Genomic DNA, 14,610 nt, shown 5'->3' on the forward strand with positions numbered 1-14,610 from the left:
CGAAGCCTGACGGCTATTTATGGCTGCGTCACGGACATCTCGACGGACGACTACATCGATCCGAGGCAAAACCCCGCCTGTCTAATCGCTAGCTGACAAATCTCGCGCCGAGCGGGATTGACCGGATAAACACAAGATGCATATATGACACCGATGTCATGACATCGGTGTCATAATCACCGGGGAGACATCGAGGGTGGATTGACGGGTTTAGCGGCGCGAAGCGCTGTGTGCCGGATCAGTCCAACCAAGGGAGGATCGCTTGGCCACCATCTATGACGTTGCGAAAGCTGCGGGTGTTTCGCCCAAGACGGTCAGTCGCGTCATGAACGGGGATGCGCCCGTCAACGAAAAGACGCGCGAAGCCGTAGAAGCGGCCATGCTTTCGCTCAACTATGTGCCTTCGAGCGCCGCCCGCACCATGCGCTCCCAGCGCTCCGGGCTGATCGGCATGATCACCGGCGCCATCAGCACCACACACCATTTCGAAGATACTGGCCTTCCCGAAATCTATCTCGTGCAAGGCGCGCAGCGCGTCATTGCCCAGAGCAATCGCACCCTGCTCATCGCCGATAGCGGCGGTCAGGTCGATCGCATCCCCGCCCTTTTGCAGACCTTCCGCGAGCACCGCGTCGAGGGCGTGCTTTACGTCGCCGAATATCACCGCGAAGTCAGCCTGCCGGCCAATCTGCGCGATCGGCCCATGGTGCTCGTCAATTGCTTTGATGCCGACGAGACCCCGGCCGTTCTGCCCGATGACGCGGGCGGCCAATTCACCCTCGTCGATGGGTTGATCAAGCGGGGCCATCGCCGCATCGGTTTCCTCACCCTGCCCGAACAGCAGATTGCCTCCGGACTGCGCATGGATGGCTATCGGCGCGCGCTGGAGAGCAATGGCATTGCCTTCAACGAGCAACTGGTTCAGGTCGGCGCCCTCGCCAATGCCGCGCACGAATTCGATCTGCTCTGGGATGCGCTCGACCGTGTCCTCCGCGCCGAGCCGACGGTCATCTGCTGCGCCAACGACAAGATGGCGATGCGGGTCTATGGCCTGTTGCGCGAACGCGGCATGGCCATCCCGCGCGATATCTCAGTCGCCGGTTACGACGACTATCGCATGATCGCGGAGCACCTGCATCCCGGCCTGACCAGCGCTCAATTGCCTTATGCCGCCATGGGCGCCCGCGCTGCCGACAAGCTTTTGCGTCTCATCGCCGGCACGCAACGCCCGGGCGAACCGGCCCATGAGTTGGTCTCTGGCCCTGTCGCCTGGCGCGACAGCGTCCAGCCGCGCGACACAACCATCACCCAATTATCGACCAGGAGGAAAGACATATGAAATCCCTGAAGCTTCTCGCTGCAACGCTGGCCTTTAGCACCGCCCTCGGCGGCGCCGCGTTCGCCCAAACCAACCTGACCATGTGGTACCACGGCGCCGGCAGCACGGTGGAACGTGACCTGATCAACGGCATCATCACCGATTTCAACGGTTCGCAGACCGATTGGAAAGTCTCGCTGCAGGAATTTCCGCAGGCCGCTTACAATGACTCCGTCGTCGCCGCCGCCGTTGCCGGTAATCTGCCCGACATCATCGACGTCGATGGTCCGGTGATGCCGAACTGGGCCTGGGCCGGCTATATGCAGCCGCTCCAGCTTTCTGAAGGCGCGCTCGATGGTTTCCTGCCCGGCGCGATCGGCAAGTATAACGACCAGGTCTATTCGGTCGGCCTCTGGGATGCTGCGGTCGCCATGTATGCTCGCAAGTCAACGCTCGAAAAGTTCAACATCCGCATTCCGACCCTCGAACAGCCATGGACCGGCGAGGAGTTCAACGGCATCCTTGAAACGCTCAAGGCTTCGGGCGAATTCGACTATCCGCTCAACCTCGGCATGGCCGATCAGGGCGAATGGTATCCCTATGCCTTCGCCCCGTTCCTTTGGAGCTTCGGCGGCGACCTCGTCGACCGCACCTCCTATGAAACCGCGGAAGGCGCGCTCAATGGCGATGCCGCGGTCGCGTTCGGCGAATGGTGGCAGAGCCTTTTCACCAACAATTATGTGCCCGGCACGAGCCAGGACATGGCCAGCCACGAAACCGGCTTCATCGATGGCGACTACGCGCTGCAGTGGAACGGCAATTGGGTGGCGGTCAAGACGCTCGAAGCCCTCGGCGACGACGTGCTCTTCCTTCCTGCGCCAGACTTTGGCAATGGCCCCAAGATCGGCGGCGCTTCCTGGCAGTTCGGTGTGTCGGCGACCTCTGCGCACCCCGATGGCGCCAGCGCCTTCATCGAGTTCGCCCTGCAGCCAAAGTACCTCGCCGCCTTCTCCGATGGCATCGGCCTGATCCCGGCAACCGCTGAAGCCGCGGCGCTCACCAAGAACTACGCTCCCGGTGGCGCGCTCGAGAGCTTCTACGCGCTCTCCGAAAAGCAGGCCATGCTGCGTCCGGTGACCCCGGGCTATGTGTTCGAAGCGCTCGAATTCCGCAAGGCGCTCTCGGACATCGCCAATGGCGCTGACGTCGTCGACGCGCTCGACGCGGCAACCGACGCCATCAACGCCGATATCGCGCGCAACAACAATTACGCTGCCGCGCAGTAACCTCTCCCTCCCGAGCACGGTCGGCCCGGATTTTTTCTGGGCCGGCCTCCCGGCACGTCTTCAAGGCAGTCGCACATGCGCCCCAAACAGACCAAATCGCTGCAGTCCAATACGCTCGCCGGATGGCTGATGAGCGGCCCTGCGCTGCTGCTGATCACGCTTTTCCTTATCGTGCCGTTTCTTCTGGCCTTCTGGTTTTCCTTCACCAATCAGCGGCTGATTTCGCCCAATCCGACCCAATTCGTCGGCACATCCAATTTCGAGCAATTGCTCGGCGTCGGCACTCTGGTGCTGCAGCCGGAAAAGGCCGAGGACGGCAGCCTCGTCGTCAGCGCCACGGGCGAATTGAGCTATCCGCGCGTTCGCGATTTCACCCGCAACAACCCTGATTTTCAGCATCTCAACGGCATGCGCGAATGGTTCGGCTGGGAGTGGGGCAATACCAAAATATTGGTCCTCGCCCGCGACCTCGTCTTCATGAAGGCGCTGACCAATACGCTCTTTTTCGTCGCCATCGTCGCGCCCCTCCAATCCATTATCGCGCTCCTTTTGGCGCTGATGATCAATCAGAAGCTGCGCGGCATAAACGTCTTCCGCACCGTCTATTTTATGCCGGTCGTCGTCTCGATCGTCGTCGTCTCGCTCCTCTGGCGCTTCATCTATGACGGGCGCAGCGGGCTCCTCAACAATCTCCTCCAGTTCCTCTCCTTCGGCCATTTCCAGCCGGTCGATTGGCTGGGCAATCCCGATACGGCCATGTGGGCCATCATCGTCATGTCGATCTGGCAGGCGGTTGGCTTCCATATGGTGATCTGGCTGGCGGGCCTCCAGAACATCCCGCTGACGCTTTATGAAGCCGCCGATATCGAAGGCGCTTCAAGCTGGCAAAAATTCCGCTTCGTCACCTGGCCAGGCCTGCGCAATACCGCGGTCCTGATCCTTGTGGTCATCACCATGCAGGCCTTCGCGCTCTTTTCGCAGATCGACGTCATGACCAATGGCGGGCCGCTCGATTCCACCCAGACGCTGGTCTTCCAGGCCGTGCAGCGCGGTTATGAGCAACAGAATATTGCCGGTGGCTCTGCCATCTCGGTGCTGCTGTTCCTCATGGTGCTCACGATCTCGCTGGTCCAGCGCTACCTCACCCGGGAGCGCTAGAACATGGCTGCTGTCACCTCGCCCAATCAACGCCTCAAGATCAGCCTCAAATATCTGCTGCTGATCCTTGTCGCCCTGGTCTTCGTCTTCCCCATCGTCTTCATGGTGGTGAGCTCGTTCAAGCCCGACCTGCAATTGCTGCGCGACACATCCTCGTTCAACGCTTTCCTGCCGACCGGGGATATCTCGCTCGACAATTACTTCGCCGCGTTCCGCCGTGCGCCGGTGGGGCTCTTTGTCTTCAACTCCATCCTCGTGACGTCGCTGACCGTCGTCGGCTCGCTCTTCCTCTGCTCGATGGCAGCGTTCGCCTTCGTCTTCCTCGAATTCCGCGGCAAGGAGATCGTCCTTTCGATCATCATTGCGACGCTCATCGTGCCCTTCGAAACCATCGCCGTGCCGATGCTGATGGTGGTCAATTCCCTCCCCTGGATCGGCGGCAATGGCGTCACCTGGGGCTGGCTCAATACCTATCACGTCCAGATCGTCCCCTTTCTCGCCGATGCGCTGACAATCTTCCTCTTCGTCCAGTTCTTCCGCGATCTGCCCAAGGAATTGGTCGAAGCGGCGCGTCTCGATGGGGCAAGCTGGTTCCAGGTCTATTCCATGGTCATCGTGCCGATCGCCGGCCCGGTCTTTGCGACTGCCGCCATCCTCAAATTCCTCGCCATGTACAACCAGTATCTCTGGCCGCTCATGGTCACCCAATCCGAGCAGTTCCGACCGGTCATGGTTGGTCTCCAATACTTCTTCCAGCTCAACACCGCCTGGGGCGAGGTCATGGCCTACCTCTCCATGATCACCCTGCCCGTCCTCGCCTTCTACCTTTTCCTCCAGCGCGCCTTCATCACCTCGATCGCCTCAACCGGCATCAAGGGCTGACGCTCCTAGACCTAGAAAGACACGACATTGGTTCTCGCACTTAAAGACAAATGGATTTGGGATTTCTGGACCTATCGCGATGGGGACGACTACCACATCTATTTCCTCCAGGCCGACAACACCCTCGCCCATCCAGACATGCGCCACCGCAATGTCACCCAGGGCCACGCGGTCTCCAAAGACCTGATCAACTGGACCCATCTCGGCACGACCTTTGCGCCTGCCGCTCCGACCGCCTGGGACGATTGGACCACCTGGACCGGCTCGACCCTCCGTGACGATACCGGCCTCTGGCACCTCTTTTACACCGGCACCGAACATGCCGAAGAGGGCATGAAGCAGCGCATCGGCCACGCCACCTCGACCGATGGCCACAACTGGACGCGCGTCGGCAATGGCCTCGCGCTCGACATTTCCGGCCCGGACTATGAGGAATACACCCCCGGCCACTGGCACGACCGCGCCTTCCGCGATCCATGGGTGATGAAGAACCCCAAGGGCGATGGCTGGATCATGTATATGGTCGCGCGTCAGCCCGGCACGGCCGAGCCCAATGCCGGTGGCACGGTTGGCTTTGCCACCTCGCCCGATCTCAATACCTGGACGCTCCAGCCGCCCGTTTATAAGGGCGGCATGTTCGGCCAGATGGAAGTGCCGCAGGTCTTCGAGGTCAACGGCAAGTGGTACATGCTGTTCTGCACCGATGGCTCGCACTGGTCCGAAGCCTATAAGAAACTCAACCCCGAAACGCCCGTCCGCGGCTCGCATTATCTGATGGCCGATGATCCGCGGGGCCCGTGGGAAGTTGCACCTGGCCCGTTCTTCGATGGGGCCCAGGGCAGCCGCTATGCTGGCAAGATCGTCGAAACCGACAATGGCCTTGTCTTCATGGGCTTCCTTCACGACGCCGCCGATGGCTCGTTCATCGGCCAGGTGTCCGACCCGATCCCGGTGCGCGTCGACGCCGACGGGCTCCTCCACACCGAACTCGACAAGCTGCCCGCGGGCACCAAGGTCTAAGCGAAAACGGAGAGAACATCATGGCTGGACTGAGCCTGCAAAACCTCCAGAAGACCTATGGCAAGGTCGAGGTCATCAAGGGCGTCAACCTTGAGATCGAACATGGCGAATTCGTCGTGTTCGTCGGCCCGTCCGGCTGTGGCAAATCCACCCTGCTCCGCATGATTGCGGGGCTCGAAGATATCACCGGCGGCGAACTCAGCATCGGCGGCCAGGTGGTCAATGCCATGCAGCCGCGCGACCGCGGCGTCGCCATGGTGTTCCAGTCCTATGCGCTCTATCCGCATATGACGGTCTACGACAATGTCGGCTTCGGGCTTCGTATCAAGAAGACCCCCAAGGACGAGCGCGACGCAAAAATCCGCGAAGCCGCGCGTATTCTCCAGATGGAGCACTTGCTCGATCGCAAGCCAGCCCAGCTCTCGGGCGGCCAGCGCCAGCGCGTCGCCATCGGCCGCGCCATCGTGCGTCAGCCTGAAGTGTTCCTCTTCGACGAACCACTCTCCAATCTCGACGCGTCGCTGCGCATGGACATGCGCATGGAGATCTCAAAGCTCCACCAGGATCTGGGCGCCACCATGATCTATGTGACGCATGATCAAGTCGAGGCCATGACCCTCGCTGACAAGATCGTCGTCCTCAATGCCGGCGTCGTCCAACAGGTCGGCTCGCCGCTCGAACTCTATCACCGCCCCGCCAACCTCTTCGTCGCCGGCTTCATCGGCTCGCCCAAGATGAACTTCCTCGACGTAAAGGTCGACGAAATCGGCTCAAGCATGGTGACAGTGTCCGGTCCGGATATGAAGCCGGTATCCATCCCAGTCGCCACCGATGGTCTCAAAGTCGGCGCCGCTCTGACGCTCGGCACCCGCCCCCACCAAATGCTGGCCGCCGATCAGGGCCCCATCACGGCAACGGTGGCCCTCGTCGAGCACCTCGGCAACGAAACCATCGTCAGCCTGCGCCTGCCATCCGGCAAAGCCATCGTCGCAGCCCTGGACGGCGACTTCCCCGTAACCCACGGCGCCACCCTGCACCTCACCCCCGAGGCCAATAAGGTCGTTCTGTTCGACGCAAATGGAAACGCACTGCCGGTGGCACGATAACGTCTGGCGGCAGGGCACCGACCGAGCAAAAGCATCTGCCCTGCCGCTTTAATCAAACTGGGATTACCCGGCCTAAAACTTGACCCGCAGCGCGAGGCGGGCGGCGTGGCTCATTTCGGAGCCGCCCAGTGTCGCGGCATAGTCGAGCGAGAGGATCACATCAGGGCTCGGTTGATATTCGACGCCCGCGACGAGCCGCAGGCGATCCTGGCCGGGACTGGCACCCGACACGACGAACGGCCCGCCGCCGCCCGCAAGGGAGACCGTTTGCGCATTCGCACCATCGACAAAGGAATGTTGCCACAGCGCCTTCCCGACCACGGAGAGATTGGCGCCATCGTCGAGCGGCATGTCGTATCGCGCAGCAACGCCTATCCCAGCATCCACCTTCCATTGATCGGATGGCGCAATGGTCTGGTTGAGCGTTCCCGCCCCGGTTTCCGTGGCTCCGCCATGCCCGGTCCAACCCACATCGAGGGAAGCCACAGGCCCGACGAAAAGATTATGCGCCAGCTCGAACTCATAGCGCGCTTCGAGCCCTGCCCCGAGCGTCTGGGTCCAATAATCGGCAGTCGCCGTACGCGATAGGCCGCCGATTTCAAGGCCGCGAGATGTCTCGATATGGTTGGCGCCATAGGCAAGCTGCCCGTCGAGCCAAGCCGGCCCTTCTCGCCACTGGCCATAGAGTCCTGCATAATAGCCCTGCCCGGCGATTGACGAGAGGCGCTGGTCGATCGTTGCGCTGCTCGCAATCGTGCCAAGACCAAACCCGACGACCGTATGGCCAGTGCCCGTTTCGCTGGCGATCTCATAGCCCGCCGCCAATCCGCCGCTCGTCCAGTTCACCGCCCCGCCATTGCCATCGCTGGCAAGTGTGCCAAGGCCCCCAAGCGGCGCGACCCAGCCGGTTTGCGTCACTGTCGGCGTATCGAAACCAACATCGAGCGCCGTCCCAACAGCCGTTCCCGCTGACCGCTGCTCGACGATACCGTTTAGGGAAGCGCGCCGGCTGGGCTTGAGGCTATCGGCAAAGAGCCCAAAAGACCGCTGCGACACCGTCGAGGCAGCCGCATGCGCCTCTCCGCCCCCCAACTCATAAAAGCGCCGCGCGTCCGTAGCATTGGCCGTCAGCAGCGCGGCAAATACGGGATCGGCCGGGGCAAACCCTTCGAGCGCCGTCGCGGCTGCCCGCTGGTTCGGGGTCAAGGCGATATCGGAAAACCGCAGCCCATTGCGCGCAATGGTCAAGGTGATCGCTGTCGACCCCTGATCGAGTTCGGGCAGCAGGAAAGCATAGTCATAGGGATCAAAAACAAACGACCCGGTGATAGTGGCCGCGCTCAGGATGACATAGCTGCCGGTCGGATCGGGAGTGGTGAAGTCACCGAGCGCCAGTGTCGCCCCGCCAATCGTGGCAGTATTGCCAACGGTGAGACTGTCGCTCCCCGTGCCGGTAATATCGACCCGATAGACCGCGCCCGCATCGAGCAACAGATCCGAGGCAATGGTGAGATTGCTGCCGCTCCCCGGATTGATCGTGCCGCCCGCCAAAACATGGGTATCGCCCACCGCGCCCGACCCGGCGAGCGTTCCTCCGGCAACCGTCAGCGGCGATTGCGCAAAACTGCCATTCACCCGCAGCGTACCCGCCTCCACTCGGCTGTCGCCGGTATTGGTGCTGGTGCCACTCAGCGTCAGCGTGCCCGTGCCGACCTTGATAATCCCGCCATCGGCCTGAAAATCGCCGGAGAACTCGGACGATTGATTGTTTGTCCCGATCGTCAGCCGGTTCGGCACATTGCCAAGGATCACCGACCCTGCCCCGGCGAGCGAGCCGATGGTCTGATCCCAGGCGCCGATATCGAGCTCTGAACCAGCCGCCAGCACGACCCCTGACAGCGGTGCAAAGGCGTCCGCCGAAGCCGCCTTCAAACGTCCGGCTTCGACACGGGTCAACCCGGTATAGCTGTTCGTCCCGGTGAGCTCCAATTCGCTCGTGCCGACCTTGGTCAGCGATCCCCCGGTGCCGCCGCCAAGGCCGCCATCTTGCAGGCCCGAAACCACCATGGGCTGCTGGTTCGTGCTGCCCACGGTGAGCGTCTTGCTGCCCAAGGCCACGACACTGCCCACATCGCTCGTCAGCGCCCCGATCGATAGGCCAGCGGTATCGAGCAGCGAGATATCGAGCAACCCGCCATTGGCAACGCGCAGCGCTGCTGTCCCGCCCGATGCCGATCCGTAGAAGATCGTCTGGCCACCCGCCTGGGTCCTGATGATCGACTGGCCCGCGCTCGCGTTCTCGCCGAAATAGAGCTGGCCATCATTGGTCAACTGGCTGCCAATTCCCGCATTGGAGGCGCCAAGGAAAGCAGCCATGCCGGTCTGGTTGTTGTTGATGGTTGCCGCGTTGGCGGTGCTGTTGCCGGTAAAGACCAGCGTGCCGCTATTGGCGAGCGTCGCGCTCCCCGCGCTCGCCGTTTCGCGCAGCAGCATATTGCCGGTGGCATTGTTGACGACCAGGCCCGTACCGAGATTGGCCGTGCTGCCGGCAACCACGAGCCCGCTATTGTCGAATGCCCCACCAATGGTGCTGTTCCCAGCCAGATGCAGCTCGCCGGTTTGATTGTTGACGACCGCGCTCCCGCCTGTCCCGGACTGATCGAGGAAAATGGTCGTGCCATTATTGGTGAGTGTCGCGCCCGCCGCCCCCGCCACCGCACTGTCGGTGAAGACCGTGACCGCCCCACCATTGGTGACGATCTGCGCTTGGCCGCCGCTCGCATTATCGGAAAACTGCAGCGTGCCATTATTGGTGATGTTGGCGCTGGCCGCGGTGCTGTTGTCGTAGAACCGCGTCGCGCCGCCATCATTGTTGACGATATCGGCGTTGCCCGCAGAACCCGTGCCGGTAAAAATCACCGTCTCGCCAGTGTTCTGCGTCAGCGTGCCGCTCGCCGTCGTTCCGGAAGAAAAATTGGTCGCGGCCTGCACATCGGTGGCATTGACCTGAAACGGGCCCGGCACAGGGGCGCCATTGGCATATTTCTGCAAATCGCTCGACAGCATCTGAAAGGGCGCCGCGCTCTGGGCAAAAGCCGGCTGCGCGAGAAGGGGCGCCGTGCCACAGAGGAGCGCCGCCGACCATCCGAAAACGCGGCGTGTGGGGTAGTCCTCGCGATGTCTACGTAATCTGGCCATGCTGCCAATACATCTGCGGAGCCCTACGCTCATGGCGCAAGGCTATCACCCACCTATGCGGGCGAATAGTTTACAAAGTCCTTTTTTAAAGGTTTCGATAACCAAGCGCCGTGCGCCAATAGCGTCCCGCGCTGTCGGTTCACCAGCCCATCGATCCAGGCTCGCCCTTGAATGGGCCAACCACATCGGGCGTCACCCAGCCGCCATAAAATCCGCCCGGCTGCGGCGAAGCTATCACGCCGCCCACCGTGCAACGATCCATTGGCCCCGCATAAAAAGCGAAGAACCCGGCAATGGCGCTGAATGAGGCCGTCGGAGAGGGATAGCGCCATGCGGCGCGCTGAGCGGTTCTGCCATTGGCCACGACATCGAAATAGTCCGCGCGGCCCTTCCATTCGCAAACGCTCGTGCCGTGAGCCTGCCTGAGCGCATCCGGCCTGATGAATTCAGGCGCGATATAGTAGACCGGCGGATGGCTGGTTTCGAGGACCCGGAAACAGCGCGGGGCGTCAACAATACGCATCCCGGCAAAATCGATCTCGATCCGCTTCTCGACACGTTCGAGGCGCGGCGGACGCGGATAGTCCCAAACACTTTCCTGCCCTACTTGTGGCTCGATTGGATCGGGAATGTTCATTGGCTCACCTCAAGGATCAGTGTCTCTACGTCTGCTCCCGAACTCTGGATCGGCACGTTGGGCTCATCCGATATCAGCCCGCAGCTGGCGCGCCGGCCTGACGGACATTGCCGACCACGTGGTCAGCACACCTGTGGCAATCGTCGTCACGACAGCCCCTGCAACCACAATGGCGATGGTCGTCAGATTGGGCGCGAACGGAATTTCCATGACAAAGGTCAGGATGGCCCAAGTCGCAGCGACCCCAAGGCCGGCACCCATCGCCGCTGCCAGAGCGCCTAACACGCCATATTCGACGACAAAGGCCACAATAACCTTGCGGCGCGTCGCCCCCAGCACCTTCATGACCACGGCATCCGCCTCCCGCTGCTTGCGACCGACGGCCATGGCGCCGGCAAGGACAAGAACCCCGGACACGACGGCAAGACTACCGACCAGCGCCACGGCATTGGCAAGGCTTGAAAGGATCGCTTCGATCCGCTCGAGAGCATCCCCCACCGGCAAGAAATTCAGCGTTGGAAACGCCTTGCTCAGCCGGCTCTCGACCTCTGGCGCCGCGCCGTCCAACACATCGATACTGCCCATGACTGTCTGGGGCGCATTTTCGATCACACCGGGCGAAAACAGCAGACGGAAATTGAGCCCGCCCTCGCGCCAATCGATCTCGCGGAAATTGGCCACGGTCACCGCGATCGGCCGCCCCGCGACGACGATACCTATGCTGTCGCCCACCGCAAGACCAAGGGGCGCGCGCAATTCGGTACTGAGCGAAACGAGCGGCGGCCCAGAATAATCGTCCGGCCACCACGTCCCATCGACCACCGTCGATCCCTGCGGCAGGCTGCGGGCCCAGCTCAGGGCCGTATCGCCTTCGAACATATCGGCAATGTCGTCGGGCACGGGACCGATATCCTTTGCCGCGGTGTCCTTGATGGTCTCGATGGTTCCGCGCAGCATGGGGATGGTCGCCAGCGTCTTGATCCCGGGATCAGCCTTGGCAAAGGTTTCGACCAGCGGCACTTGGTCTTTGGGCATATCGAGCAGCACGAAAGCCGGCGCATCCTCGGCTACCGCGCCGTCGATCTGGCTGCGGAGGTTCTGGTCGAGCAGCGTGATCATCAACAAGAGCGCCAGCCCAAGCCCCAGCGACAGCACCACTACCGGCGCGACCGAGCCGGATCGGTGAATAGCCTTGAAGGCTTGGCGCAGTGTGGTGTTGGGCAAGGGTGGCAGCAGACGCAACACGACCTGCAAGAGCCAAGCGGCCGCGCGCAACAGGGCAAAGGCGATGATCGCCCCAAACGCATACCACAGCACCAGCCATGGCGAGCCGGTGGTAAAGACCGCTAGCCCCACAATGGCAATCAGCGCGCCAAGCAGCGGCAGCGCCGTGCGCCAATCGGCGAGGTCGCGCCATCCAAGCCGGGTCTCGCCGCCATCGGAGGCGCGAAAGAGACTTGCCGGCTTGAGCTTTTGCGCGCCGCGAAGCGGCAGCAGGGCAAAGGCAAAGCCGATCAGCAGGCCAAAACCAGCGGCAGTCAGCAGCGATCGGGCATCGAGACTGGGCGCAAGATCAAGGCCCAGCATGCCGGACAGAACCGGTAGGGCCAGAAGGCTCGTCGCCGCGCCCAGCATCAACCCCAGAACCACACCGGCAAAAGACAAGACCATGACCTGGGTCAGGAAATGCACCATCACCCGCGCGCTGGTCGCGCCAAGGCTGCGCAGCGTCGCGATCGAACTGCGCCTCTCGGTGATATAGGCGGAAATCGCATTGGAGACGCCAACGCCGCCCACGAGCAGGGAAGAAAGACCGACGAGAGTAAGGAAACGCGCAAAAAGATCGAAGAAGCGCTTTAAGTTTGCGGCCGCGTCCTCCGGTTGCCGCAAATTCCAACCCGCCTCGGGAAAAGCCGTCTCAAGACCCTTTATGGCCGCAGCCGCATCGTCGTCTGCCAGCAGAATCTTATAGCTGAAGCGGCTGAGAACACCCTGTTGCTGCAATCCCGCCTCAGCCAACGCGCTGTCGAGAATGACGGCCGGCAAACCCAGTTGAAACCCCTGCGCCGCCTGATCGGGCAAGGCGACTAGCGTCCCGCGCACGGCAAAATCCGCGTCGCCAATCCGGATCGTGTCGCCGACTGCCACACCCAGCCGGTCGAGCACGCCTTGGTCGACAACCGCCCCCGGCACGCCATCCCGAACGGCGAGCAAGGCGCCGAGCGGTTGCGCATTTTCGGGCGCTACCGTCACCGTTCCCAAAAGTGGGTAATTGTCGCTGACAGCCCGGAGGCTCAGAAGCGTGCTGGCCTCATTGGCGCTGGCGCGTGCATTGATATCGACGACGCGTGCGGTCTGGCCCAGCGCCTCGACAGCTTTTCGCTGCTCCGGCGTGATATCGTTGCCGCGCTCGCGAACTTCGATATCACCTCCAAGGATGACGCGCGCATCGCGCTGCACCGCCGCCTGCAAGGCAGCACCGACCGAAGACACGGCCGCAATGGCCCCGACGCCGAGCGCGAGGCACGCGAGAAGAATGATGAACCGCCTGATGTCCCCGCGCAGATCGAGAACACCGATCCGCATCCAGCCCAGATATCGGCTCATGCAGGCACGTCCTCGGTCAGGGCCGTCAACCGCCCGTGGTTCATCGAGAGCACGCGGTCAGCCCGCCGCGCCAGCGCCGGATCATGCGTGATCAGGAACACGGCCGTGCCATTGTCTCGCGCCAGCGCAAACATCAACTCGATCACCTTGGCCCCGGTGTCTTGATCGAGATTTCCCGTCGGTTCGTCGGCCAAGAGGAGTTTGGGTTTGTTGACGATGGCGCGGGCGAGACCGACGCGCTGCTGCTCGCCGCCCGACAAGGCGCTCGGACGATGATCGAGCCGATCGCCCAGCCCCACCGCAATCAGCGCCTCCTTGGCCGCAGCCATGATCTGAGAATATTTTTGGCACGTCTCCCCGATTTCGAGCGACAGCGCGACGTTTTCGAGCGCCGTCATCGAGGGAATGAGATGAAAATTCTGAAAGAGGATGCCGAGATGCTGGCGGCGAAAGATCGCGAGGTCATCTTCGCTGAGGCCGGTGATCTCGGTGCCGGCGACACTCACGCGACCGTTTGTTGCCTGTTCCAGCCCGCCCAGTACCATGAGCAGCGAAGTCTTGCCGCTGCCCGACGGCCCGACCACCGCCACCACCTCCCCCGGCGCGATGGAGAATTCGATATCCTTAAGAATGTGGAGTGGCGTCTTGCCCGATTGGAGCTGCAGGTTCATGGCGGCAGTCGCGACGACGGGGCTGCTCATCAGCGGCACTTTCTCAGGAAATCGTTCGATTAGAAGTATGTAGTCCCGACGGAAAGAACATCAGCGATGAGAAAAATTGTTCGTGACACCATCCGGCATGCCGCATTGGCCTTCGCTTTGATCGGCCTGACGCTGGTGCCCGCGCGTGCTGCCGAACGCACCTTGATGCTTTATGGCGATAGCCTGATGGCCGGCCTCGGCCTATCGGCTGAGGACAGTTTCGCCGGTCAATTGCAGCAAGCGCTCGGGCCTGATGTCACCATCGTCAATGCCAGCGTTTCCGGCGATACCTCGGCCGATGGCCTCGCGCGGCTCGATTGGTCGCTTGGCGACCGGCCCGATGCCGTCGTCCTTGAACTCGGCGCCAACGACATGCTCCAGGGCCTGCCCGTGGACGCCATGCGCCAAAATCTGACCGCGATCATCCAGCGCTTCAAGGACGAAAACATTCCCGTCCTCCTCGCCGGCATGCGCGCGAGCCCAAGTCTCGGCGCCGATTATGTCAAAGCCTATGAAGCGGTCTTTCCCGACCTCGCCGCAGAATTTGACACGGCTTATTATCCCTTCTTCCTCGAAGGCGTCGCCACCAATGCCGCCCTCAACCAGGCCGACGGCATGCACCCCAACGCCCAAGGCGTCAGCATCATCGTCAAAGCCATCCTGCCCACGATCCAAGCTTTCCTGGCCTCCTGAGCGC

Annotated in this window: 11 protein-coding genes; 7 read left to right on the forward strand and 4 right to left on the reverse strand. The window is 62.1% G+C overall.

What is annotated here, in order from left to right; genetic code table 11:
* The first annotated feature begins 262 nt into the window (after positions 1 to 262).
* The 6 genes from ASE94_RS07935 (at position 263) to ugpC (ending at position 6,770) form a co-directional block, all read left to right on the forward strand.
* On the forward strand, positions 263 to 1,339 hold the full coding sequence (locus ASE94_RS07935) for a LacI family DNA-binding transcriptional regulator (RefSeq protein ID WP_061909187.1): 1,077 nt from the start codon (positions 263 to 265) through the stop codon (positions 1,337 to 1,339).
* A complete protein-coding gene (locus tag ASE94_RS07940; RefSeq protein WP_062629916.1) occupies positions 1,336 to 2,604 on the forward strand; it encodes an extracellular solute-binding protein in 1,269 nt (422 codons plus the stop codon). Before ASE94_RS07935 ends, ASE94_RS07940 begins: the two co-directional genes overlap by 4 nt.
* 75 nt (positions 2,605 to 2,679) lie before the next feature.
* Entirely contained in the window at positions 2,680 to 3,762 is a 1,083-nt protein-coding gene (locus tag ASE94_RS07945; RefSeq protein WP_062629917.1) for a sugar ABC transporter permease, read from the forward strand.
* 3 nt (positions 3,763 to 3,765) lie between these two features.
* Entirely contained in the window at positions 3,766 to 4,644 is an 879-nt protein-coding gene (locus ASE94_RS07950) for a carbohydrate ABC transporter permease (RefSeq protein WP_062629918.1), read from the forward strand.
* 27 nt (positions 4,645 to 4,671) lie between these two features.
* On the forward strand, positions 4,672 to 5,664 hold the full coding sequence (locus ASE94_RS07955; protein ID WP_062629919.1) for a levansucrase: 993 nt from the start codon (positions 4,672 to 4,674) through the stop codon (positions 5,662 to 5,664).
* A gap of 20 nt (positions 5,665 to 5,684) precedes the next feature.
* Complete coding sequence (gene ugpC / locus ASE94_RS07960) at positions 5,685 to 6,770, forward strand: sn-glycerol-3-phosphate ABC transporter ATP-binding protein UgpC (RefSeq protein ID WP_062629920.1); 1,086 nt, start codon at positions 5,685 to 5,687, stop codon at positions 6,768 to 6,770.
* A gap of 72 nt (positions 6,771 to 6,842) precedes the next feature.
* Here the strand turns inward: ugpC and ASE94_RS07965 are convergent, their stop codons facing one another.
* From ASE94_RS07965 to ASE94_RS07980, 4 genes are all read right to left on the reverse strand, one after another.
* Positions 6,843 to 9,968 carry an autotransporter domain-containing protein gene (locus ASE94_RS07965; protein WP_156352018.1) on the reverse strand — a complete coding sequence of 1,042 codons (3,126 nt, stop codon included), beginning with the start codon at positions 9,966 to 9,968 and terminating at the stop codon, positions 6,843 to 6,845.
* Between the two features lie 139 nt (positions 9,969 to 10,107).
* Positions 10,108 to 10,605: a DUF427 domain-containing protein gene (locus ASE94_RS07970; RefSeq protein ID WP_062629922.1), complete on the reverse strand. Its 498-nt coding sequence runs from the start codon at positions 10,603 to 10,605 to the stop codon at positions 10,108 to 10,110.
* A gap of 63 nt (positions 10,606 to 10,668) precedes the next feature.
* Positions 10,669 to 13,212 (reverse strand): FtsX-like permease family protein, encoded by a 2,544-nt coding sequence (locus tag ASE94_RS07975; protein ID WP_062629923.1) that lies wholly within the window; start codon positions 13,210 to 13,212, stop codon positions 10,669 to 10,671.
* Positions 13,209 to 13,913 carry an ABC transporter ATP-binding protein gene (locus tag ASE94_RS07980; RefSeq protein WP_062629924.1) on the reverse strand — a complete coding sequence of 235 codons (705 nt, stop codon included), beginning with the start codon at positions 13,911 to 13,913 and terminating at the stop codon, positions 13,209 to 13,211. The genes ASE94_RS07975 and ASE94_RS07980 overlap by 4 nt, the downstream gene beginning before the upstream one ends.
* Before the next feature lie 66 nt (positions 13,914 to 13,979).
* Here ASE94_RS07980 and ASE94_RS07985 point away from each other — a divergent pair, with 66 nt between their 5' ends.
* Positions 13,980 to 14,606: an arylesterase gene (locus ASE94_RS07985; RefSeq protein WP_062629925.1), complete on the forward strand. Its 627-nt coding sequence runs from the start codon at positions 13,980 to 13,982 to the stop codon at positions 14,604 to 14,606.
* Positions 14,607 to 14,610: the final 4 nt, after the last annotated feature.

This window comes from Devosia sp. Leaf64, from assembly GCF_001421945.1.
In the GTDB taxonomy this organism is placed as follows: Bacteria; Pseudomonadota; Alphaproteobacteria; order Rhizobiales; family Devosiaceae; genus Devosia.

Excerpts from the sequence above, each read along its gene's own strand:
- ASE94_RS07940 (WP_062629916.1), top strand. The coding sequence starts at position 1,336 with ATGAAATCCCTGAAGCTTCTCGCTGCAACGCTGGCCTTTAGCACCGCC.
- ASE94_RS07945 (WP_062629917.1), top strand. The coding sequence starts at position 2,680 with ATGCGCCCCAAACAGACCAAATCGCTGCAGTCCAATACGCTCGCCGGA.
- ASE94_RS07950 (WP_062629918.1), top strand. The coding sequence starts at position 3,766 with ATGGCTGCTGTCACCTCGCCCAATCAACGCCTCAAGATCAGCCTCAAA.
- ugpC (WP_062629920.1), top strand. The coding sequence starts at position 5,685 with ATGGCTGGACTGAGCCTGCAAAACCTCCAGAAGACCTATGGCAAGGTC.
- ASE94_RS07965 (WP_156352018.1), bottom strand. The coding sequence starts at position 9,968 with ATGGCCAGATTACGTAGACATCGCGAGGACTACCCCACACGCCGCGTT.
- ASE94_RS07970 (WP_062629922.1), bottom strand. The coding sequence starts at position 10,605 with ATGAACATTCCCGATCCAATCGAGCCACAAGTAGGGCAGGAAAGTGTT.
- ASE94_RS07975 (WP_062629923.1), bottom strand. The coding sequence starts at position 13,212 with ATGAGCCGATATCTGGGCTGGATGCGGATCGGTGTTCTCGATCTGCGC.
- ASE94_RS07980 (WP_062629924.1), bottom strand. The coding sequence starts at position 13,913 with ATGAGCAGCCCCGTCGTCGCGACTGCCGCCATGAACCTGCAGCTCCAA.
- ASE94_RS07985 (WP_062629925.1), top strand. The coding sequence starts at position 13,980 with ATGAGAAAAATTGTTCGTGACACCATCCGGCATGCCGCATTGGCCTTC.